Source organism: Candidatus Blochmannia sansabeanus (nom. nud.), from assembly GCF_059935345.1.
In genome coordinates this window covers 190911-214456 of sequence record NZ_CP011795.1, presented here as the reverse complement: position 1 = coordinate 214456, position 23546 = coordinate 190911, and the positions used below count along the sequence as shown (strand labels likewise).

13 protein-coding genes are annotated in these 23546 nt (G+C 28.8%); 3 read left to right on the top strand and 10 right to left on the bottom strand.

Translation table 11 applies throughout. The features are described from left to right. Positions 1-9: 9 nt before the first annotated feature. The 10 genes from cysN to mrcB form a co-directional block, all read right to left on the bottom strand. Positions 10-1437: a sulfate adenylyltransferase subunit CysN gene (gene cysN, locus Bsans602_RS00835; protein ID WP_500837230.1), complete on the bottom strand. Its 1428-nt coding sequence runs from the start codon at positions 1435-1437 to the stop codon at positions 10-12. A gap of 10 nt (positions 1438-1447) precedes the next feature. Then, complete coding sequence (cysD, locus tag Bsans602_RS00830) at positions 1448-2362, bottom strand: sulfate adenylyltransferase subunit CysD (RefSeq protein WP_500837229.1); 915 nt, start codon at positions 2360-2362, stop codon at positions 1448-1450. Positions 2363-2377: 15 nt separating this feature from the next. Continuing rightward, positions 2378-3805, bottom strand: a complete 1428-nt coding sequence (gene cysG, locus Bsans602_RS00825) for a siroheme synthase CysG (protein WP_500837228.1) — start codon at positions 3803-3805, stop codon at positions 2378-2380. Positions 3806-4133: 328 nt separating this feature from the next. Then, positions 4134-4895 carry a phosphoadenylyl-sulfate reductase gene (locus Bsans602_RS00820; protein WP_500837227.1) on the bottom strand — a complete coding sequence of 254 codons (762 nt, stop codon included), beginning with the start codon at positions 4893-4895 and terminating at the stop codon, positions 4134-4136. Beyond that, positions 4888-6609 (bottom strand): assimilatory sulfite reductase (NADPH) hemoprotein subunit, encoded by a 1722-nt coding sequence (gene cysI, locus Bsans602_RS00815; protein WP_500837226.1) that lies wholly within the window; start codon positions 6607-6609, stop codon positions 4888-4890. Before cysI ends, Bsans602_RS00820 begins: the two co-directional genes overlap by 8 nt. After that, positions 6609-8426 (bottom strand): NADPH-dependent assimilatory sulfite reductase flavoprotein subunit, encoded by a 1818-nt coding sequence (gene cysJ / locus Bsans602_RS00810; RefSeq protein WP_500837225.1) that lies wholly within the window; start codon positions 8424-8426, stop codon positions 6609-6611. The genes cysI and cysJ overlap by 1 nt, the downstream gene beginning before the upstream one ends. Before the next feature lie 497 nt (positions 8427-8923). Further along, positions 8924-10237, bottom strand: coding sequence for a phosphopyruvate hydratase (gene eno, locus Bsans602_RS00805; RefSeq protein ID WP_500837224.1), 1314 nt, complete (start codon positions 10235-10237; stop codon positions 8924-8926). A 79-nt stretch (positions 10238-10316) separates the two neighbouring features. Continuing rightward, positions 10317-11957: a CTP synthase gene (gene pyrG / locus Bsans602_RS00800; RefSeq protein ID WP_500837223.1), complete on the bottom strand. Its 1641-nt coding sequence runs from the start codon at positions 11955-11957 to the stop codon at positions 10317-10319. Positions 11958-12356: 399 nt separating this feature from the next. Further along, on the bottom strand, positions 12357-12707 hold the full coding sequence (gene erpA, locus Bsans602_RS00795) for an iron-sulfur cluster insertion protein ErpA (RefSeq protein ID WP_500837222.1): 351 nt from the start codon (positions 12705-12707) through the stop codon (positions 12357-12359). A gap of 250 nt (positions 12708-12957) precedes the next feature. Beyond that, positions 12958-15321: a bifunctional glycosyl transferase/transpeptidase gene (gene mrcB, locus Bsans602_RS00790; protein ID WP_500837221.1), complete on the bottom strand. Its 2364-nt coding sequence runs from the start codon at positions 15319-15321 to the stop codon at positions 12958-12960. A gap of 1943 nt (positions 15322-17264) precedes the next feature. Here mrcB and aceE point away from each other — a divergent pair. The 3 genes from aceE to lpdA all read left to right on the top strand — a co-directional run bounded on the left by aceE (position 17265) and on the right by lpdA (position 22822). After that, positions 17265-19934, top strand: a complete 2670-nt coding sequence (gene aceE, locus Bsans602_RS00785; protein ID WP_500837220.1) for a pyruvate dehydrogenase (acetyl-transferring), homodimeric type — start codon at positions 17265-17267, stop codon at positions 19932-19934. An 8-nt stretch (positions 19935-19942) separates the two neighbouring features. Next, positions 19943-21241 (top strand): dihydrolipoyllysine-residue acetyltransferase, encoded by a 1299-nt coding sequence (aceF, locus tag Bsans602_RS00780; RefSeq protein WP_500837219.1) that lies wholly within the window; start codon positions 19943-19945, stop codon positions 21239-21241. Between the two features lie 162 nt (positions 21242-21403). Next, complete coding sequence (gene lpdA / locus Bsans602_RS00775; RefSeq protein WP_500837218.1) at positions 21404-22822, top strand: dihydrolipoyl dehydrogenase; 1419 nt, start codon at positions 21404-21406, stop codon at positions 22820-22822. Positions 22823-23546 lie beyond the last annotated feature (724 nt).

Below are 23546 nucleotides of genomic sequence, written 5' to 3'. Positions count from 1 at the left end.
TAAGTATGATCATGGTAAATCTTTAATATTCCAATGCGGAAAATGAACACGAATTAATGCATGTAACGCCAATTCAAATTCACTGTGATTATTTTTACTGTTAGGCTGACAATATTTTACAGGGGTTCGAACCATTCCGGCTCCTACGGTTTCATTAGTCAACAAATCAATAAATATCATGCTTCCAGTTATTGGATAATAAGAATATTGATCTAATAATAATGGTTCATCAAATGATAATTTGACCAACCCAATACCATTGAGTGGTATTGATTGCGTTTTTTGGAATTGTAAAGTCTGTACATCTACTTGATATTCTATGTTGCTTATTTGTACTTTTACAATTTTAGTAGCAGTCTTAATATTAAAATATTGGTTTTCTTGTAATTCTTCCTTTTTCATCCATACTATATCTACTAATGCAGACCATACAGGAGTAATGGTTGTGTGAGCATCGATTATCATATCTCCTCTGCTAATATCTAGATCATCTTCTAAAGTTATAGTGATCGCTTCTCCAGTTTGAGCATATTTTTGATCTTTATTCAAAGTAATAATGCGTTTAATGCTAGAAGTAGTATTTGAAGGAAAAATATTAACATGTTGTCCAGTATGCATACTACCAGACGCAATAGTTCCAGAGTAACCTCTAAAATCTGGATTATGACGCAGTACATATTGTACTGGGAAACGTAGTTCTTGTTTTTCGGAACGACAGGAACTGTTAATATTAATATCTTCTAATATTTCTAACAAAGTAGAGCCTTTATACCATTTCATGTTTTTTGATAGTGTTGTAATATTATCTCCATCTAAAGCAGATATTGGAATAAATTTAGTAGCTATATCAGTGGATAATCGTTGAGAAAATTCTAAATATTCTTGACTAATTTTTTGAAATATCTCTTGATTATAATCTATTAAATCCATTTTATTAATTGCTACTATTATATATCGAATACCTAAAAGCACGCTTATAAACCAATGTCTTTTGGTTTGCCCCTGTATTCCTTTACGTGCGTCAACTAATAAAATAGCTAATTCACTAGTAGAGGCACCAGTAACCATATTTTTTGTATATTCTGCATGCCCTGGAGTATCAGCGATTATAAATTTCCGTTTTTTAGTAAAGAAATAACGATAGGCAACATCTATGGTAATACCTTGCGCACGTTCTGATTGTAATCCATCTACTAACAATGCTAAATCCAATTTATTTTTCTGAGTACCAATTTTTTTACTATCCATATGCAAAATAGATAATTGATCATCATAAATTTGATATGAATCATATAATAATCGTCCTATTAAAGTACTTTTTCCATCGTCTACGTTACCGCATGTGAGAAAGCGCAACAATATTTTATATTGTTGCGCATATAAATAGTTTTCGATTCCTCCATAATTGAGAATTTCTTGCTCTATGGTGTTAGTCATAATAAGTTCCTTAGAAATAACCTTGCCGTTTTTTAATTTCCATAGATCCAGATTGATCAAAATCAATAATTCGTCCTTGCCGCTCACTATTTTTAGATATTAACATTTCTTCAATTATCTTAGGTAACGTTTCTGATTTAGATTCTATTGCTCCAGTTAATGGCCAACACCCCAATGTACGAAATCGTATCATGCGTTCTTCTATAATTTCCCCAGGCTTAAGGTTAATACGTTCGTCATTTACCATAATTAAATTCCCATCTCTGCGTATTACGGGACGATTTTTAGCTAAATATAACGATACTATTTCGATCTTTTCTAAGAAAATATATTGCCAAATATCTAATTCTGTCCAATTAGACAATGGGAATGCTCTAATACTTTCCCCTTTATTAATTTTCCCATTGTAGTTATACCATAGTTCTGGGCGTTGATTTCTAGGATTCCAGCAATGAAACTTATCCCGAAACGAATAAATTCGTTCTTTAGATCTAATTCTTTCCTCATCACGACGGGCGCCACCAAAAGCTGCGTCGAATCCATATTTATTTAATGCTTGTTTCAGTCCTTCTGTTTTCATAATATCTGTATATTTAGCACTGCCGTGAATAAATGGATTCATTCCCATAGATATACCTTGTAAATTTTTATGAACTAATAGTTCAAATCCATAAGATTTAACAGTATTATCACGAAATACGTACATTTCATGAAATTTCCAACCAGTATCTATATGTAATAAAGGAAAAGGTAATCTACTAGGATAGAATGCTTTTCTTGCTAAATGTAACATTACTGAAGAATCCTTACCAATGGAATACAACATGACTGGTTTATGAAATTCAGCTACTACTTCACGAAGAATATAGATACTTTCTGATTCTAATTTATTTAAATAAGTAATATATTTTCTGTTTTGTATCATAATTATCCTTTTAATTTACATCAAATTAATAATTGAATTAATCGGATAAAAACTCAATGTTTTTTTTCCAAACCAATTTATTGTACTATGTAATGATACAACATTGCCAATAACCAACAAGGCTGGACGATCAGCCATTTTTGCTAATTTTTCTAATTCAATTAAGGTACCAATTAGAATTTTTTGATCTCTATATGTTCCTCGGCTAATTATAGCTACTGGGGTATGTGTATTTCTTCCATGAGTAATTAAATTATTGCTAATATTTATGGCATTAAGTTTACCCATATAAATGACTAATGTTTGTTGATTATTTGATAAAGTATTCCAGTTAAATTGACTATTATTTATATTATGACCTGTAATAAAGATAACGCTATGAGCATACTTTCTGTGAGTTAACGGAATTCCAGCATAAGCTGGAACACCAATACCCGCTGTAATCCCAGGGACCACTTGAAAAGAAATACCTGCTTCTGATACTATTTGTAATTCTTCTCCTCCACGACCAAAAATAAACGGATCCCCTCCTTTAAGCCTAACAACTTTATTTCCTTGTTGAGCTAATTGCACCATGCATTGATTAAGTTTATTTTGAGAAATTGAATGATCTCCGGCGCGTTTTCCAACATAAATTTTATCGGCATCTCGGCGAACTAAATCTAATACATCTGAACTTACCAAGTGGTCATATAGTACTACATCTGCCTGCTGTATTATTTGTAACCCTTTAATAGTTAATAATCCTACATCTCCAGGCCCTGCACCTACCAACGTTACACTACCTTTTTTATTATTGTTGTCATTTCCAATATTTTTAAGAGCAAATTTAATAGTTGTATTAGCTTCTTCCAAGTGATTTTTTTCAACTAAATTAGCAATGTGCCCATTATAAAATATTTTTTCCCAAAACCGACGTCTACATACTACGTCAATAATATGTTGTTTTACTTGATTACGCCATGCACCAGCTAATTTTGCGATCAAACCAAGAGACTTTGGTAATAATGCTTCAAGTTTTTCACGTAAAATACGTATTAATATGGGTGCTTTTCCACAGGAAGAAATTCCTATTAAAATAGGATCCCGATCGATAATAGCAGGGAAAATACATGAACATTTATTCTTATCATCCACAGTATTTATTAATATATTCCGTTCTTCAGCATTTTGATATATTAAAGTATTTAATTTAGTGTCGTTGGTTGCCACAATTACTAAAATTACTTTATTTAACATTGTGGGATTAAAATTTTTGTTAATCCAACTGATATTTTGTACAAATAAAAATTTTTTTAACTCCGGACAAAGAGTTGGAGCTATTATTGTAATAATAGCTCCAACTCTTTGTAAAATTTGTATCTTCCGTACAGCAATACTTCCCCCTCCAACAACCAAAACTGGCCTATTTTTAAGATCAATAAATAATGGTAAATATTCCATTGAGTTATACCTAATGAGCAGATATAATAAGTCGGTAATATTGTGTATTTTACTATATTAAAATTGACAGAAATTGTAAGTATTAAAAAATTATGTATTTATATATAAATACATAATTTTTTAATATACAGATATATTTTAATTTTCAAGCAATCTTTAATATTTATAAATAATATATAACTAAAATATGTTAGATAAGCGCTAAAATATAAGTGTTCATGTTTTTAGAACTAACTATTATTAGTGATCATATGTTTCGTTATTTAAATGCATGCCATGTGATTATAATTGAAGTATATTATATAAATAATTTATATAAAAATAAATTTTAATCAATAATATGTAAACCACATTCACGCTGTAATCCAAAAAATCGTGTCTCTTCTTCTTTCATACCAGGTTCCCATTTCATACTGGTGTGCACATCTCCTATTGATAAATATCCTTGTTTCCATAATGGATGATATTCCAAAGAATGGGTTTTCATATATCTATCAATTCGAGAAGTATCCCAGTCAATGATGGGCAAAAACTTGAATATTCCATTTTGAATAGTGACTATTGGTAATTTTTTACGACTATTTGATTGATTACGTCGTAAACCTGCAAACCATGTTTTTACTTTGAGTGTTTTTAGAGCACGATGCATCGGTTCAACTTTATTGATATTATTATATTGTTTAATACCATTTATACCTTGTTCCCATAATTTACCATATCGTGCTTCTTGCCATGCTGCAGATTGCTTTGGAGAAAATACATGTAAATTTAATTGCATTTTTTCTGTTAGTTGATCGATAAATCGATATGTTTCTGGAAATAAATAACCGGTATCAATCAAAATAATTGGGATATTAGGATAATAATAAGTAGTTAAATGCAAGCTGACTGATGACTGAATACCAAAGCTTGAAGATAATACCGCCTGATTAGGCAAGTGTTCTAGGGCCCATTTAAATCTATCTTCCGTCGTTAAAGATTCTAGATGTTGATTTATTTTATTTAATATCAATTTTTGTTCATTTATGTTAAATGAATTGAGTTGTGTGATAGTCCAACAATGGTCAATAACATTTAATAATTTATTCATAAAAATCTTTTTCAGAATTTACAACAGCATTAACTATCCCAGATCTTACTACATAATCTCCATAGGATTCTTGATTAATTCTTTCTTTTGCCCAACGTTTAATAGTCATATCTAGTATATTTAAGATGTCTATTTCTGTGATATTTTCTTTATATAATCTAGGAATACGTGTACCGATATTATTACCTCCTAAATAAAGATTATAACGTCCGATTGATCTTCCTGTTAATCCAATTTCTGATAACATTGCACGAGCACAGCTGTTTGGACAACCCGTTACTCTCAAAATAATAGCATCTTTTTCGAGTTTATACTTTGACATAATATTTTCTATTTTAGTAATGAATTCAGGCAAAAATCGTTCTGCTTCTGCCATCGCTAAAGGGCAAGTAGGAAGCGCTACACATGCCATAGATGCTCGTCGTTGTGGCGTAATGTCATCATTTGTTATACCATATTTTTTCAATATACTTTCAATCAGTAATTTGTTATCTTTAGATATCCCAGAAATAATCAAATTTTGATTTGCAGTTAATCTAAAAGAACCGGAATGTACTCGTGCAACTTCTGATATTCCTAGTTTTAATAATTTTTTAGGATCATTATTTAATATTCTTCCATTTTCTATAAATAAAGTAAAATGCCAATTGCCATCAATACCTTGTATCCATCCAAATCGATCTCCTCTATTTGTAAATGTATAGGGATGAATTGGGTGAAATTTTATTCCAGAACGACGTTCGACTTCTGATTTAAATACAGTTATTCCAACTCGAGCTAAAGTATATTTTGTTTTTGCATGTTTACGATCAGATCTGTCTCCCCAATCTCTTTGTGTCGTAACTACTGCTTCCGTAATCTTTAAGATATCTTTTGTGGCAATGTACCCAAATTCACTAGCTGTACGGGGATAGGTAGTCATATCCCCGTAAGTCATCGCTAATCCTCCACCAACTAATACATTAAAACCAATTATTTTTTCAGTATTATTACTTTTAATAGCAATAAAACTAAGATCATTGGCATGAATATCCACATCATTCATTGGTGGTATAGCAATTGCTATTTTAAATTTACGAGGTAAATAAGTAGCACTCAAAATTGGTTCAGATTCTGTGGATTCTGTTTTTTTTTCATTTAACCAAATTTCTGCATATGCTCGAGATTTTGGTAATAAATGCTCAGAAATATTTTTTGCTAATTCCCATACTTGATAGTGTAATGTTGATTCCATTGGATTAGCTGTACATATTACGTTACGATTTACATCTCCTGCAGTAGCTATAGAGTCTAATCCTAATTTATTTAACAAATGATGTAAACTTTTTAGATTTGGTTTTAACAAACCGTGTAGTTGAAAAGTTTGTCTAGTAGTAAGACGGATTGTTCCATATAAAGTATACTTTTTTGAAAAATCATCAACAGCTAGCCATTGTTTTGGAGTAATTACACCGCCCGGTAAACGACAACGTAGCATCATACTAATTAGTGGTTCTAATTTTTGATTTTCTCGTTCTACACGTACATCACGATTATCTTGTTGATACATTCCATGAAATTTAATTAATTGCATATTTTCTGCATTAAATCCTCCAGTCAAGCTGTTATCTAAATTTTGAGCAATAGTGCCCCTTAAGAAGTTACTTGTCTGTTTTATTCGTTCATTCTCAGATAATAACTTTACATTATTATTATCGTTATGTTTTATATTCATTAGTAAATATCTCTTTGATAACGCCGTTGTATTCGCATTTCATCCCAAAATTCGTTTGCTTTATCCAAAGTCATGCCTCCATGCCGAGATGTTAACATAATTAAAGCTTTATCTACATCTTTAGCCATATGTTTGGCATCACCACACACATATACATGAGCTCCTTCTTGGATCCATGACCAAACTTCAGCGCTATTTTTTAATAATTTATCTTGTATATAAATTTTATAATCTTGATCTCTAGACCAAGCGGTATCAATTTTAGTCAATACACCATTTTTGAAATAACGTTGCCACTCAATTTGATAAATAAAATCATCAATAAATCTTAAATTTCCAAAAAACAACCAGTTTTTTCCTAATGCTTCATCTGCAGCGCGTTGTTGGATAAAAGCACGGAATGGAGCAATACCTGTTCCTGCTCCAATCATAATTATTGGAACATTAGAATCTTTTGGTAATCTAAAATTATCATTAGGTTCAATAAAAATACGTATCTTATCATTCTCTTTTATACGATCTATTAAATAACTGCTGGCACCACCTGTTCTAAATCGTTCGTTTATTTTATAACGTATTGCGCTGACTGTAATATGTATTTCTTCTCCTACTTCTGATTGAGCAGAAGAAATAGAATAAAATCGAGGTTGCATGGGTCGTAATATTTGTAATAATTCTTGAGCATTTATTTTCACTGACACATGATGCATCATTTCAATAATAGGCGTAGTTAAAATGAATGTATTTAATTTTCTTTGATCACTAAATAAATCTAGTAATATTTTATTTTGAGTAATAGTAGCTATATTTTTTACAACAATTGCAGAATTATGTGTTAATTCATAGTGATTTTTTAATGCCTCATTAAGAGATATTAATTTTCCTTCAATTTGTATTTCTTCAGTTCCTTTTAAACCTAATAATTCTAATAACTCATCAATAAGATTAGGATCATTTTCATACCACACTCCTAATGCATCTCCTGGTTGATAACATATATTAGAATCAGTAATATCTATTTCCAAATGATGAACATCTTTAAGTGAATTCCGACTAGTAACTTTTTGTCGTGTCGATAAACAAGCAATTAATGGATATTTTTTATTGTAAACAGTATGGTTTACTTGTGTGATACCATGAACTTTATTAAGTTGATCGAAAATAGAAGTATTTGTTGTCTTTTTTTTCAATAAAAATACTATTTTTTTTCTCCATGTATTAGCTTCTTCTTTAAAATCAGTATCGACATCAACCCGGTCACATAATCGATGCGCTCCAAGTTCTTCTAAGCGACGGTCAAAATCTTTTCCAGCTTTAGCAAAATATTCATATGATCGATCTCCAAAACTAAACACAGCAAAATGAGTGTTTTCCATTTTAGCTGCTTTATTAGAAAACAAATATTTGTATAAAGCGATTGCTTCTTCTGGAGGCTCTCCCTCTCCGTATGTAGAAATGATAATAATTAATAATGTTTCTTTAGCAATTTTTTTGAATTGATAATCTCTAGCATTGAATAATACAACATTTAAATTGATTGAATTAATATCATCACGTAATTGTTCAGCTAATTGACGTGCATTACCAGTTTGGGAAGCAGATATAAGAGTAATTGTTTTATTAGAGCAAGAATCTGCAATTGTAGTTTTTTCAGAAATGTTGGTTATTCTATCGGATTGAATAGCATTTATTAATCCCCACAAGTATCCAGATATCCAAATCAATTGATAATTAGACAAAGTGACAAAAATAGATTGAATATCATTTAATTGTTTTGAAGTTAATGGTGTTATCTTGTCATGTGCAATTTTTTTCATTACTAAATTAAAAACTTAATTTTTTATGCTTATAAAAAGCAAAGATTGTTTACTATGATCAATAATATTTAGATAAAACAGATACACTAAATACAAATGTATGCGTGTAATTTATCCAAATGTTTAATTTAGTCAATAGATACTAATTTAAAAAATTACTTGTTGTGATCTTTGAAGATACTATAAACCTACGATAATATTAATCATATATTATATTTTGTTATTACCATAATAGTATGAGAAATAGTACTTGCAATAGTTTACATATTTATTTACTATAAATACATATTAAAAATAATAATTTATTATCACTACTTCTGCATATATCTATATGTTATATAATATCATTTGTCTAGTATAATTAATATCATTAAAACTAGTTATCTTTGTACTTAACGTTCTATTATTAAGTGATAGAGAATTATATTCTCGTTATTTAATTTTTATACAATAAAGTATATCTTGATTAAGTATTACATATTTTTAGATACACTTAATTATATATCAGAATTTGATATGTACTTTATGTTATTAAACCCGCATAATGCCCCTTTTTTACTTAAAATTTCTTCTATACGAATAAGTTGATTATATTTAGCTACACGTTCAGAACAGCGAACAGGTCCAGTTTTTATCTGACCTGCATTGGTACCCACTGCTATGTCAGCAATACTAGTATCTTCAGTTTCTCCGGAACGATGTGAAATAATTGTAGTATATCCTGCTTTTTTAGCTATTTTGATGGTATATAATGTTTCAGTTAATGATCCTATCTGATTACACTTAATTAAGATAGAATTTGCAATGTTTTGGTCAATACCTGCTTGTAATAGATTTACATTGGTTGCAAATAAATCATCTCCTACTAATTGAATTTTATCTCCAAGAACTTTAGTTTGATAAGCAAATCCATCCCAATCATGTTCACTTTGTCCATCTTCAACAGAAACTATTGAATATTTTTGTGTTAATAATGATAAATAATGAGTAAATTCTTTAGAAGTAAAGGATTTTTTTTCACTTTTTATATTATATTTGGCAGTTGTTCTATCAAATAGTTCAGATGCGGCACAATCTATTGCTAATACAATGTCTTTTCCTAAGACATAATTGGATTGTTCAATAGATTCTTTTATTAGTTCTAGAACGGTAGTATGAGAATTGATATTAGGAGCATATCCGCCTTCATCGCCCAATTGCGTAGAGATTCCTTTATTTTTTAGTATCGTACCTAAAACATGTGATATTTTAGATCCCATCTGAATCGCTTCTTTAATTGTTTTTGCTCCAACTGGAATGATCATAAATTCTTGGATATCTAAATTATTAGCAGCATGCTTACCGCCATTAATAATGTTCATCATAGGGAATGGTATAGAAAATTTATTTGTTGACATACTATATAAATCGGCGATGTACTGGTATAACGGAATATTTTTAAATACTGCAGCCGTTTTTGCAATTGCTAAAGAAACCCCTAAGATGGCATTAGCTCCAAGTTTTGATTTATTACTAGTGCCATCTAAATCAATCATGGTATTATCAATAGTATGTTGTTTTGTTACATCTATGCCCTTTAATATTTTATTAATAGGCCCATTTATAGCATTAACTGCTTTTATTACCCCTTTTCCGAAGAAACGATTTTTATCATTATCTCGCAGTTCTACAGCTTCTTGGGAACCGACAGATGCTCCAGATGGTACTGATGCTAATCTAGAGCCACCTTTAATATATACTTCAGCTTCCACTGTTGGATTACCACGAGAATCGATAACTTCACGTCCAACAATATTTAAAATTTTAGGCATGTATATTTCCTTTATAAATGAATCTATATTTTTAATTGCAAACTAGAAATATAGTACCATAAACATGAACTCATATACACTAAATTAATTTATTATGACGATGTTTATATTCCATTGCAGCTCTTATAAAATCTATAAATAAAGGATGTCCTTCGCGAGGCGTAGAATTGAATTCAGGGTGAAATTGACTACCTATAAACCATGGATGTTTTGAATATTCAATAACTTCTACCAAATGATTATTTTCAGAAAATCCAACACAAGCTAATCCGGCATGTTTTATATTTTTTAATAACATATTATTAACTTCGTAACGATGTCGATGACGTTCTAATATAGTGCTTTTTCCATATATTTGATATGTCAAACTTCCTTTAATTAAATAACATACTTGATTTCCTAAGCGCATAGTACCACCTAGATTAGTATTGTACGTCATCATAGTGCCATTTTCATCTTTGCATTCAGTTATTAAAGCTATTACTGGGCATTTACAATTAGTTATAAATTCTGTAGAATTAGCATCTGGCATTCCAGCAACATGTCGGGCAAATTCAATTAACGCTACTTGCATACCCAAACAAATCCCGAAGTATGGTATGTTGTTTTCTCTGGCATGTTGTACAGATAAAATTTTTCCTTCTACTCCACGATAACCGAATCCTCCAGGAACTAAAATTGCGTCTAATCCCTTTAAAGTTTTTTCTATACCTAATTGTTCTACTTCCTGAGAATTAATAAGACGAATATTGACAATAAAACGGTTCTTTATTCCAGCATGTTTTAATGCTTCTGTTACTGATTTATAAGCGTCTACTAATTCAATATATTTGCCTACTATGCCAACAGTAACTTCTCCTATTGGATGTTCTTGATAATAAATTACTTCTTCCCAATCTGATAGATCTGCTTCAGGACAATTTAAATTAAAACGTTTACAAATATAATCATCTAGTCCTTGTGATTTTAATAAAGCAGGTATTTTATAAATTGAATCTACATCTTGAAGAGAAATGATTGCTTGTTTGGGTACATTACAAAACAAAGAAATTTTTTTCCGTTCATTATTGCTGATTACTCTATCAGATCTGCAAATTAAAATGTCAGGCTGGATACCTATAGAAAGTAATTCTTTTACTGAATGTTGCGTAGGTTTTGTTTTTAGTTCTCCGGATGCTGTAATAAAAGGAACCAATGTTAAATGTATATACAAGGTTTTTTCTTTATGTACCTCTATTACCATTTGTCTAATAGCTTCTAAAAAAGGCAATGATTCGATATCACCTACTGTTCCTCCTATTTCCACCAATAAAACATCGTAACCAGAACCACCCGCTATAATCCATTTTTTTATGGTATCAGTAACATGAGGAATAATCTGTATAGTAGCTCCTAAGTAATCACCACGACGTTCTTTGCTTAAAACATCGGCATAAATTTTACCGGCAGTAAAATTATTATGATGTCTCATTTTGGTACGGATAAAACGTTCATAATGTCCCAAATCTAAATCAGTCTCTGCTCCATCTTCAGTAATAAATACCTCACCATGTTGTATAGGACTCATCGTACCAGGATCTACATTAATATAAGGATCTAGCTTCATTATAGTCACACGCAAACCACGTGCTTCTAAAACTGCAGCTAACGATGCTGTAGCAATACCTTTACCTAAAGATGATACCACTCCTCCAGTAACAAAAATATAATTAATTTTCACACATTAACCTAAATTATATAAATATATATAATTTCTATGATTTAAATTTTATTATAAATTATAGCGAATTATTTAGTTAAATATTAATTTTTTGATATACTTATCTTTGTTTCTGGAATATAAATTATAATTATTCTTGAATGTCATTTAAACTTTTAATAGTGAATGGTTTAGTGTTAATGAATATTTGGGTTTAAATCACCTACTAATACTATTAGAGAATAATCATATATATTTATATTAGTAACATAACAATAGTATAAATTATACTACCATAATATTAATTTTTTATTTTGATAAAGTTTATACTGAACGAAACATGATACATGTATGTTTTAATTACAAAACCATAATATGTTGTATCATTTGTAAAATATATTATTACTTGTACTATACATTTTATATACTAAATGATGAACCACAACTGCAAGTAGTTTTAGCGTTTGGATTAATTACAACGAATCGGGATCCTTCTAGTCCTTCATAATAATCTATAATGCCTCCAAATAAATACTGCAAACTCACAGGGTCAATTACTAAAGTAACACCATTGTTTTCTATAATATAATCATCATTAGATTTTTGTTCATCTAAAGTAAATCCGTATTGAAATCCACTACAACCTCCTCCTATAATATACACACGTAATTTTAAATTTAAATTGTTTGTTGTTTTGTTTTTAATTAAAAGTCTTACTTTATCAGCTGCAAAATCAGTCAATTGTACAGGAAACGTTGCATTACTGTTCATAATTACCAGCCTTTTCTTTTACATGATATATAGTGCTATAATTAACTTGTTAGCAATAAGTTAGTTAAAATAAATGTATAAAACTTTTTGTTTTTATTTTTATTAAAAATATTTAAATTAATAATATTGATTTCGCAATATAGTATAAAAACTATATAAACTTAATTAATATAGTTAAATTATTATTACAATTATACTGTAATGTGACTTACAATAAGTAACATTTTACTTATGGATAAAATTATTTAATTTATTCAATTACATCATGAATATCTTTATTGTCTATGATATTATCTGCTGATTGTGGATCATATGAAATTATATTTGTTTGATTGAGTGATTTATATAGTGAGTGTGGATCAGTTGTCCATACTGGTAAGACCTGATAACAGGTATTTTTACTATCATATGAGATAAAATTACCACGATTATCTACGGGTACGTGTTTAATACCATTAGGCGGTATTAAACTTAAAGGGGTAGGTTTATGGTGATGTTCCAAATAAAGACTATATAGAGTTAATGCCCCATTTGTTCCTGTTAATTTGGTTTCTCCATTATTGTCACGACCTATCCAAATCACAGTTACTTCTTTGCCGTCAATTCCGACAAACCAACTATCGCGAAGATCATTAGTAGTGCCAGTTTTAGCAGCCAACTGTAAATAAGGAAATTTTACGGATAAAATATAAGAAGTTCCTTGCGCTACTACTTGTTGCATTGCATATAATATTAAATAAGCGGCTTGAGGAAAAATAACACGTTCTGTTTTAGGAAAATATTGATACAGTATCGTATTTTCTTCATTCATAATATAATGAACAGACGATAAGGAAGAATATTGACCACCATTAGCAATGGTTTGAAATTTTTGTGCTACTTCTATAGGCGTCAAATTGATAGATCCTAACAGAATAGATGGAAAAGAAGAAATACAATCAGGTGGAATACCCAATTTTATTAAAAAATTAGACACTACGTCTAATCCTATTGTCATTCCTAAATTGACGGTAGGTATATTGAGAGACTTAATAAATGCATCAATCAGCGCAACTTTTCCCCTAAATTTTCGATCATAATTTTTAGGAGACCAAATCACTCCATTTGGTTGTTTTAAAGTAATAGGTTCATCAGCGATCCATGTGTTAAGGTGATATTGATTAGGATTACTCAAGGCTGCTAAATAAGTTGCTGGTTTTGCTAGTGAACCAATAGAACGACGGGCATACATAGCACGATTAAATCCATAAAAATATGGGTCAGATCCACCTACCATAGCACGTATCTTTCCATTAAATCGATCTACTACAACTATGGCTCCTTCTAAATCTTTTATTTTATAAAAACGTCTTAGATTATGGATACCTAATTCCATTGCTTTTTCTGCTGATTTTTGAGAAATAGGGTCTAACGTCGTAAATATCTTTATTCCAGAAAAATTGTTAATTTGATTAATATTTTGTATTTCTTCGTTTACCATTTGTGCAAAGGCAGGACGTAATATTAATACCTCGTCTTTTGATTGTATTCCTAAAGGGCGTGCAATAAGAATAGTATATAATTTTTTGTCAATAATATTTCTATGTGCTAATAATTTTAGTATTAAATTTCGGCGCTCCAATGTTATCTGTGGATTTTTCCAGGGATTATATAACGATGCTCCTTTTATCATTCCAACTAACATTGCTTGTTGATCTAAACTTAATTCACTTATTGGCCTTCCAAAATAATAAAAACTGGCTAAAGGAAATCCACGAATCTGATCATTTCTATTTTGACCAAAATATATTTCGTTTAAATATAATTCAAGAATGTGGTCTTTACTATATCGATAATCAACAATTAAAGCCATATAGGCTTCATTAAATTTACGCCATAATGATCGGGTATTATTCAGAAATAAATTTTTTACTAATTGCTGAGTTAAGGTGCTCCCACCTTGTACAGCGCGGCCGGAAATAACATTAGCTAAAAAAGCACGACCAATAGAAGATATTTTAATACCATCATGCCGATAAAAATAACGATCCTCAATGGCCAACAACATATCTATTAATACGTCTGGAAATTCAGATCTTGGCAAAAATAACCTTTGTTGCCCATTAGGAGCATATATAATAGAGATGATTTTAGGGTCAAACCGAAATAATCCAAAATTATTTTTTGTATCTTGATTATAAATGCGTAGTAATTTTTCTTGATTAAAAAAAAAGGATGCATGTATTTCTCCTTCCTCTCCACTTGGAAAGTTAAAAGGTCTACGAAATAACTCAATTTCATTATTACGTACGATAAATTCTCCTGGATGAGTAATTTTAGATACTTGACGGTACTGTAATGATTCTAATAAATGAATTATATCATTTTTATTGTATGACATATTAGGTTCAATATTAATCATACGACTATAAACAACAGTAGGCAATTGCCAGACTTTTCCGTTAATCCGACTTTGAATTGTCTTATCTAAGAATATTCCATACATTGCAATTAGAATAATAATAAATGCAAAAATGCATATTATAGTATATACAAAATGTAAAGTTCGTTGCACAATGATTAAATGATACTTATATGGTAATTGATCTATAAAATTGTAGTTTTCAATACACATTATGATACTCAAGGTAAATTAATTATCAATTAATTACTTTGATATTGCTTTTTATTATATGTGATAAACATTATGTGAGATATATATTTACTATATTTAAGTAACAGTATTTAAAATATTACGATCAATTTACAGTAATTTATACATTTTTTAAATAAGAATTTATGGTTTTGTTTATTATTTTTAATAAACAAAACCATAAACACATTAAATATAGCATGAAAGCTATAAACAAATCATATAAAAATATTTATATAATAGTTTTAACTTATATTTTATATATGAATACATCTCTGGTAAATTATAAATAATTTTTATTAAATCAGTTCAATAAGATTGGAAATCTACTAAAACAATATTGTAAATGATTATATTTATATGAAAATAAATTGAAGTTATGTAGTATTCATAAATATAATACATAGGTATTATTTAAATCTTTTAAATATGAATATATCTCATATACATATTTATATAATTAAAACTTCTTCATGAAAAATATTAAATAATTTTTTATAATATTTGCTTGAGGTCTCTACAGAATAAAATACATAAGTAAATATTTTTAAATAAAATAGAATAGCTTTAATATATGTGTTAGAAGTACATAAAAAATTAAATTGTCATGAAAATATTACAATCAAATTTAACAATGTATAGATTTTTTTATTTAATATAACTAAATAAAATTTTTATTCATAACTTTTATAAAGTAAATTATTATGAAAATAAAGAAGTGATGTTTGCGCACATTTGTTTTTCCAAAAAATATTTAAAAATTTTATCACAATTATATTGTAAAATTACTATTTTGACTTATGATTTATTTAAATAATTACATTTATATAGATTTATATAATTAATTAATTAATATTAATCATCAATCAGATTTAGTACCTAAAATTGTAAATTTTTTATAATTACAAATCTGATAAAATTTTATATACATAAATATCATTTCTTATACACACAAGAAACTTATGATTTTATATATCTACATTGCGATTAATGTTGAAAATAATTTCAATCCATATTGTTTCTATATAAGCATGCAGTTTTGTGTTTAAAATTTAAAATATTCGTACTTATATTTTAATTTATTTTTGCATTATTGAGCATATGCTGCGCGTGTAACTATATTTGAGCGCGGTTAAATATTGAATAATATATATTACATATAATAATTATATAGTTTTAATAGATACAAATGTGTGATATGAAGGTACATTTATTCTTTTATTATTATCATTTTAAAATACTATGTGAAAATTAAATGAAAAAATAAATATAATAATTTTGTAAACATCTAATTTAAATTAGAAAAAATTTAAGTATTAAGTAAATTTTTTGTTATATATAAATTTATAAACAACAAATTGATTTAATATATAAATTATATTACGATGAAGAAACAATAAAATACCAATTAATATGTATTTTCTAGTTGATCATTATAAAAAATATGAAACATAATTTCATTTTATGATGAAATAATCTTAAAACTATTTAAAAATATTATTGTTTTATATGTGACATATATTATGTACATCATCCTAAAAAATATTGGTATAAAAAATGAATTGATTATATATCTTAGTACAGTTATTTAAATAAATAATATATTATAAAAATTAGTACGAAAAATTAATAAATAATATTTGTATATATTATGTTTACTTATCTGATTTGTGTTATTTATTGCTTTTAAAAGGTGATTATAGAACATCCTAGGAATGTTTTATAGTCATCTGAATTACTAAATTGTCGTTGCATACCAAAAGTTTTATCTTAAAACAACAAAATTAATATATTTTAAAGAATAATTTTGTTTCATTATGAACATAATCGTATATAAATAATTTATATTATACGTCATGCAAAAAAATTTATAATATTAATATAAATAATATACATATATTTCAACACATTAAGGAAACGCTACAATGTTAGAATGTTTATCTAATGATGTGGATCCAATAGAAACACAAGATTGGTTGCAATCTATTTCTTCAGTTATTCAAAAAGAAGGTGTTAAACGAGCTCAGTTTTTAATAAATCAAATTATACACGTAGCCCGTAGTAATGGTGTTGTTATCTCTAGTAATGAAATAATAACAAATGATTATATAAATACTATTCCAGTTCAAGATGAACCTAAATATCCTGGCAATTTGGAAATAGAACAACATATATGCGCTGTTATTCGCTGGAATGCTATTATGATGGTATTACATGCATCAAAAAAAAATTTAGATCTAGGAGGACATATTGCTTCGTTTCAATCTTCAGCTACGTTGTACGAGGTATGTTTTAATCATTTTTTTCGTGGGCGTAATAAGCATGATGGAGGTGATTTAGTATATTTTCAAGGTCATATTTCACCTGGGATATATGCTCGGGCTTTTCTTGAAGGACGATTACATGAAGATCAAATAAATAATTTTCGTCAAGAAATTAAAAACCTGGGACTTCCTTCATACCCCCATCCAAAATTAATGCCAGAATTTTGGCAATTTCCTACAGTCTCTATGGGACTTACTCCAATTAGTGCGATTTATCAAGCAAAATTTTTAAAATACTTAAAAAATAGGAATTTAAAAGATACTACTTTACAAACAGTATATGCTTTTTTAGGAGACGGAGAAATGGATGAACCTGAATCTAAAGGGGTGCTTAACATTGCCGCTAGAGAAAAATTGGATAATTTAATCTTTATTATTAATTGCAATTTACAGCGATTAGATGGTCCAGTAATAGGAAATGGAAAAATTATCAATGATTTAGAAAATATATTCAAAGGATCAGGTTGGGAAGTAATTAAAGTTATTTGGGGAAGTAAATGGGATTCTTTATTACATAAGGATACTAGTGGCAAACTCATTAAGCTTATGAATGAAACCGTTGATGGAGATTATCAAACATTTAAATCTAAAGATGGCGCATATGTACGTAAACATTTTTTTGGAAGATATCCAGAAACTAATGCATTGGTGGATGATATGAGTGATGCTGAAATTTGGGCATTAGATCGAGGTGGGCATGATCCTAAAAAAGTATTTGCTGCTTTAGAAAAAGCTAAAAATAGTTCAGGAAAGCCTGTCGTAATATTGGCGCATACTATTAAAGGTTATGGAATGGGTTCCAGTGCTGAAGGAATGAACATTGCGCATCAAATTAAAAAAATTAATATAAAAGGAATACGTCATTTTAGAGATAGATTTAATCTTAATTTTATCAAAGATGATCAAATTGAATCTTTACCTTATTTAACATTTAAAGAGGGTTCTAAGGAATACATATACTTACATGAACAACGCAAAAAATTATTTGGATATGTTCCGAACAGATTGCAACATTCTACTTATTCATTAGAACTGCCAACATTAAAACATTTTTATCCTTTATTAATACAACAAAATAAAGATATTTCTACTACTCTTGCATTTGTGCGTGTCTTCAATATACTACTACAATATGAGCCCATCAAACACAGACTGGTGCCTATTATTGCTGATGAGGCTCGAACTTTTGGGATGGAAGGATTATTTCGAAAAATTGGTATTTATAGTTCTATGGGGCAACAATATACTCCTCAAGATCGTGATATACTTGCATACTATCGCGAAGATAAACAAGGGCAAATTTTACAAGAAGGCATTAACGAATTGGGAGCAGCAGCCTCTTGGTTGGCTGCTGCCACTTCATATAGTACTAATGATTTTCCTATGGTTCCTTTTTATATTTATTATTCAATGTTTGGTTTTCAAAGAATTGGAGATTTTTTTTGGGCTGCTGCTGATCAACAAGCTCGAGGATTTTTAATTGGAGGAACATCTGGTCGTACTACCTTAAACGGCGAAGGACTACAACATGCTGATGGCCATAGTCATATTCAATCACTGACAATTCCTAATTGTATTTCCTATGATCCAGCATATGCATATGAAATTGCTGTAATTATACAAGATGGATTAGTACGTATGTATGGTAATAATCCAGAAAATATATATTATTATATCACTACATTAAATGAAAAATATCATATGCCAGCAATGCCAGAAGGGGTTGAAGAAGGTATTCGAAAAGGAATTTATAAATTAGAATCTTTATCTGGAAAAAATGGAAAAATTCAGTTAATGGGGTCTGGTGCTATCTTACGTCTTATTCGTGAAGCAGCTCAAATCTTGTCTCAAGAATATAATGTAAGTTCTGATGTATATAGCGTTACTTCTTTTACTGAATTAGCACGAAATGGGCAAGATTGTGAACGTTGGAACATGTTGCATCCTATGGATATACCCAAAATACCATATATTACTACCGTGTTAAGTAATTTTCCTACTATAGCAGCTACTGATTATATGAAGTTATTTGCAGAACAAATTCGTTGTTTTGTTCCAAGTGATCATTTTTTTGTTTTAGGTACAGATGGATTTGGGCGATCTGACAGTCGAGAAAATTTAAGGCATCATTTTGAAGTAGATACAGGTTATGTAGTTACAGCTGCATTAGCTCAATTAGTAAAAAATGGCCATATTCATGCTAATGTTGTTCTAAATGCTATCAAAATATTTAATATTGATCCTGATAAAATTAATCCACGTCTATCATAGGAGGTAGCATGACGACAATTGAAGTTAATGTGCCAAATATTGGTGATGATGAATTAGAAGTTACAGAAGTCATGGTAAAAATTGGAGACGAAATTAATATTAATCAACCGCTTATTATAATAGAAAGCGATAAATCTTCTATGGAAATACCAGCTTCCTGTTCTGGTATTGTTACTACAATTTATGTTCATGTTGGAGATAAAGTACACACAGGATCTTTAATTTTATTACTTAACACACAAACTGAGACCAATGTATCATCTTTTAATGATCAAAAAAATACCAGCCCCTCTTCTTGTTTTTTAGAAGCCAATAACATAAAGAACAGAGACATATATAATAATACGACAAACCACAGTATCTATTCTACGCCCAATATTACAATACACGCTACTCCATTAGTACGTCATATAGCTCGTATATGCGGAATAGATTTATCAAAAGTAAAAGGTAGTGGCCGTAAAGGACGTATCTTAAAGGAAGATATTCAGGATTACATGAATAATATGTCAATACATCATAAAAACTGTATGCCATCTATTCAATCTAATCAATTCTTATCATCTATACCATCTTGGCCAAAAATAGATTTTAGTAGATTTGGCAATATTACAACTACAACGTTAAGTAAAATACAAAAAATTTCTGGCGCAAATTTGCAAAGAAATTGGATAATGCTTCCTCATGTAACACAATTTGATGAAGTTGATATTACTGATTTAGAACATTTTAGAAAGCAACAAAATCTTGAAATTGAAAAGAAAAAAATAAATTGTAAAATTACGCTACTAGGTTTTGTTATAAAAGCAGTTTCAAAAGCATTAGAAGAATTACCACAATTTAATAGTTCTTTATCTCAAGACAGTCAAACGTTAATTTTAAAAAAATATATTAATATTGGCATAGCAGTAGATACTTCTGAAGGGTTATTAGTGCCTGTTTTACGTGATGTAAATAAAAAAGGTATCATTTTATTATCACAAGAGTTAACAGCACTTTCAAATAAAGCGCGTTCTAGAAATCAATTGGTTCCTTCTGATATGCAAGGAGGAAGTTTTACTATATCTAATCTAGGAAATATAGGAGGTACAACTTTTACTCCTATTATTAATGTTCCAGAAGTAGCTATTTTAGGTATATCTAAATCTTTTACAAAACCAGTGTGGACTGGAAAAAAATTCGTTCCACGTTTAATATTGCCTTTATCATTATCATATGATCATCGTGTTATTAATGGTGCAGATGGCGCTCGATTCATAACACTTATTAATAGAATAATTTCCGATATACGACTATTGGCTATGTAAATTGATTATTATGTAAATTATGATGATATCACATAAAATATAAGCGTATATATCATTATCAGATATAAAAATTAACATAATAAAGACATACATATCTAATTAAATTAGATATACTGATCTATAGTGTTAATTAAAATCTGAAAGGTAAAAAAAGAGAGAGCTATGCATATGCAACTAAAAACCCAAATTCTTGTTTTAGGCGCGGGACCAGGAGGTTATTCAGCGGCTTTTCGCTGTGCTGATTTAGGAATGGAAACTACTATAGTGGAACGTTACCCCATTTTAGGTGGAGTATGTCTTAATGTTGGTTGCATTCCTTCTAAAACATTATTACATATTGCTAAATTAATTGAAACAAAAAAACATTTAGATAAATATGGTATTCTTACATCAACAGAAGCAGATGTTGATATTGACAAAACACGTGCTTGGAAAGACAAGATCATCAAGCAGCTATCAAGCAGCTTAAGTGCTATGGCAAAAACACGTAATGTAAAAGTAATTAATGGAATTGGGAAATTTATTGATGAGCATACTATTCAAGTTGAAAATAATCAAATGACTTTAGAAATAACATTTAATCATGCTATTATAGCAGCAGGGTCACATGCTGTGTCCTTACCACATGTTCCTGAGGATAATCGTATCTGGAGTTCAACTGATGCTTTATCTTTACAATCAATACCTAAGCGTTTACTTATCATAGGCTCTGGGGCTGTAGGATTAGAAATGGCAACAATATATCGTGCGTTTGGATCAGAAATTGATATAGTAGAGGTATATAATCAAATTGTACCAATTTTAGATGAAGATATTATCAATCTTTTTTCTAAAATAATGAGTAGAAATGTGAATTTAATTTTAAATACTACAGTCAGCATAATAGAATCTAAAACAGATGGTATTTATGTTACTATGGAAGATAATCAAACTTCATTAAAAAATATTAAACGCTATGATGTATTATTACTAGCAATTGGTCGCGCTCCGAATGGTAATATGTTGAGCATTGAAAACGCAGGAGTACATGTAGATAAATATGGTTTTATTCCTGTAGATCAACAAATGCGTACTAATATAAAACATATTTTTGCTATTGGCGATATTATTGGGCATCCAATGTTAGCGCACAAAAGTATCCATGAAGGATATGTAGCAGCAGAAGTTATTTCTGGTAAAAAACGTTATTTTGATCCAATAATAATTCCGTCTATTATATATACTAATCCCGAAATAGCATGGGTTGGTTATACTGAAAAAGATGCGAAAGCAAAAAATATAGATTATACAGTTACTGTTTTCCCTTGGATGGCTTCAGGTCGAGCAATTACTGAAGATTGTAAAGAAGGTATGACTAAATTGATTTTCGATAAAAAAACAAACAGAATTATTGGAGGATCTATTTTAGGCACGAACGCTAGTGAAATATTAGGAGAGGTTGCATTAGCTATTGAAATGGGGTGTGATGCAGAAGATATTATCTTAACTATTCATGCTCACCCAACTTTATATGAATCAATAGCATCAGCAGCATCTATTTATGATGGATCGAGTACTGATATGCCTAATATAAAAATATGAATATAATAAATTTTATATAATTATTAAATTTTAATAAATTAAATTTAGAAATAGTACTACATTGATATGTAGTTTGTTTTAATTTATGAAGTATATTAGTGTTTAGTATTTTATATACTACATAATTTTACAAATTAAATATAATAGTTGTAATTATTTATATTATTTGGATATGATATAGTTTAATTGATGGCAATGAAATATTTAAAATAACAACATCGATCAGTAGGAATTGACATTCATTATGTTAAACATTATAAAATTATGTACACAACAATTGCATAGATTGCAAATGTGTCGTGTGTTTTGTATTCATTATATTTATCATTAGTTAGTTTAATTTAGGATATAATTAATTTTCGGATATTAATTAACTATAATTAGAAATTGAATATTTTATTATTTAAAATGTTTATTCTTATAATAATAGAAATTTATTTTCATATTAGAATTAGTGATGTAAGTTATAAGTATGTCATTAAAAATTGATCTAAAATGTTGTATTATTGTATATAAATAAAAAATTTTAATAATAACAAAATAACTAAATATATTATCAATCTCTTGTGAAATTAGAGATAGATTAAGAAATTTGAAAATATTTAAATTTAATATATATCTTTAATCATTCAATCTAATTTAAAAATAATTAAATATATTTATTGTTGTATACATTAACAATAACTTTTTTACTGAGAGTTACTATTATACTCATCCATGTACT

Coding starts and splice junctions, on each gene's coding strand:
- aceE (WP_500837220.1), top strand. CDS start 17,265: ATGTTAGAATGTTTATCTAATGATGTGGATCCAATAGAAACACAAGAT.
- cysG (WP_500837228.1), bottom strand. CDS start 3,805: ATGGAATATTTACCATTATTTATTGATCTTAAAAATAGGCCAGTTTTG.
- cysD (WP_500837229.1), bottom strand. CDS start 2,362: ATGATACAAAACAGAAAATATATTACTTATTTAAATAAATTAGAATCA.
- cysI (WP_500837226.1), bottom strand. CDS start 6,609: ATGAATATAAAACATAACGATAATAATAATGTAAAGTTATTATCTGAG.
- lpdA (WP_500837218.1), top strand. CDS start 21,404: ATGCATATGCAACTAAAAACCCAAATTCTTGTTTTAGGCGCGGGACCA.
- erpA (WP_500837222.1), bottom strand. CDS start 12,707: ATGAACAGTAATGCAACGTTTCCTGTACAATTGACTGATTTTGCAGCT.
- cysN (WP_500837230.1), bottom strand. CDS start 1,437: ATGACTAACACCATAGAGCAAGAAATTCTCAATTATGGAGGAATCGAA.
- mrcB (WP_500837221.1), bottom strand. CDS start 15,321: ATGTGTATTGAAAACTACAATTTTATAGATCAATTACCATATAAGTAT.
- aceF (WP_500837219.1), top strand. CDS start 19,943: ATGACGACAATTGAAGTTAATGTGCCAAATATTGGTGATGATGAATTA.
- eno (WP_500837224.1), bottom strand. CDS start 10,237: ATGCCTAAAATTTTAAATATTGTTGGACGTGAAGTTATCGATTCTCGT.
- Bsans602_RS00820 (WP_500837227.1), bottom strand. CDS start 4,895: ATGAATAAATTATTAAATGTTATTGACCATTGTTGGACTATCACACAA.
- cysJ (WP_500837225.1), bottom strand. CDS start 8,426: ATGAAAAAAATTGCACATGACAAGATAACACCATTAACTTCAAAACAA.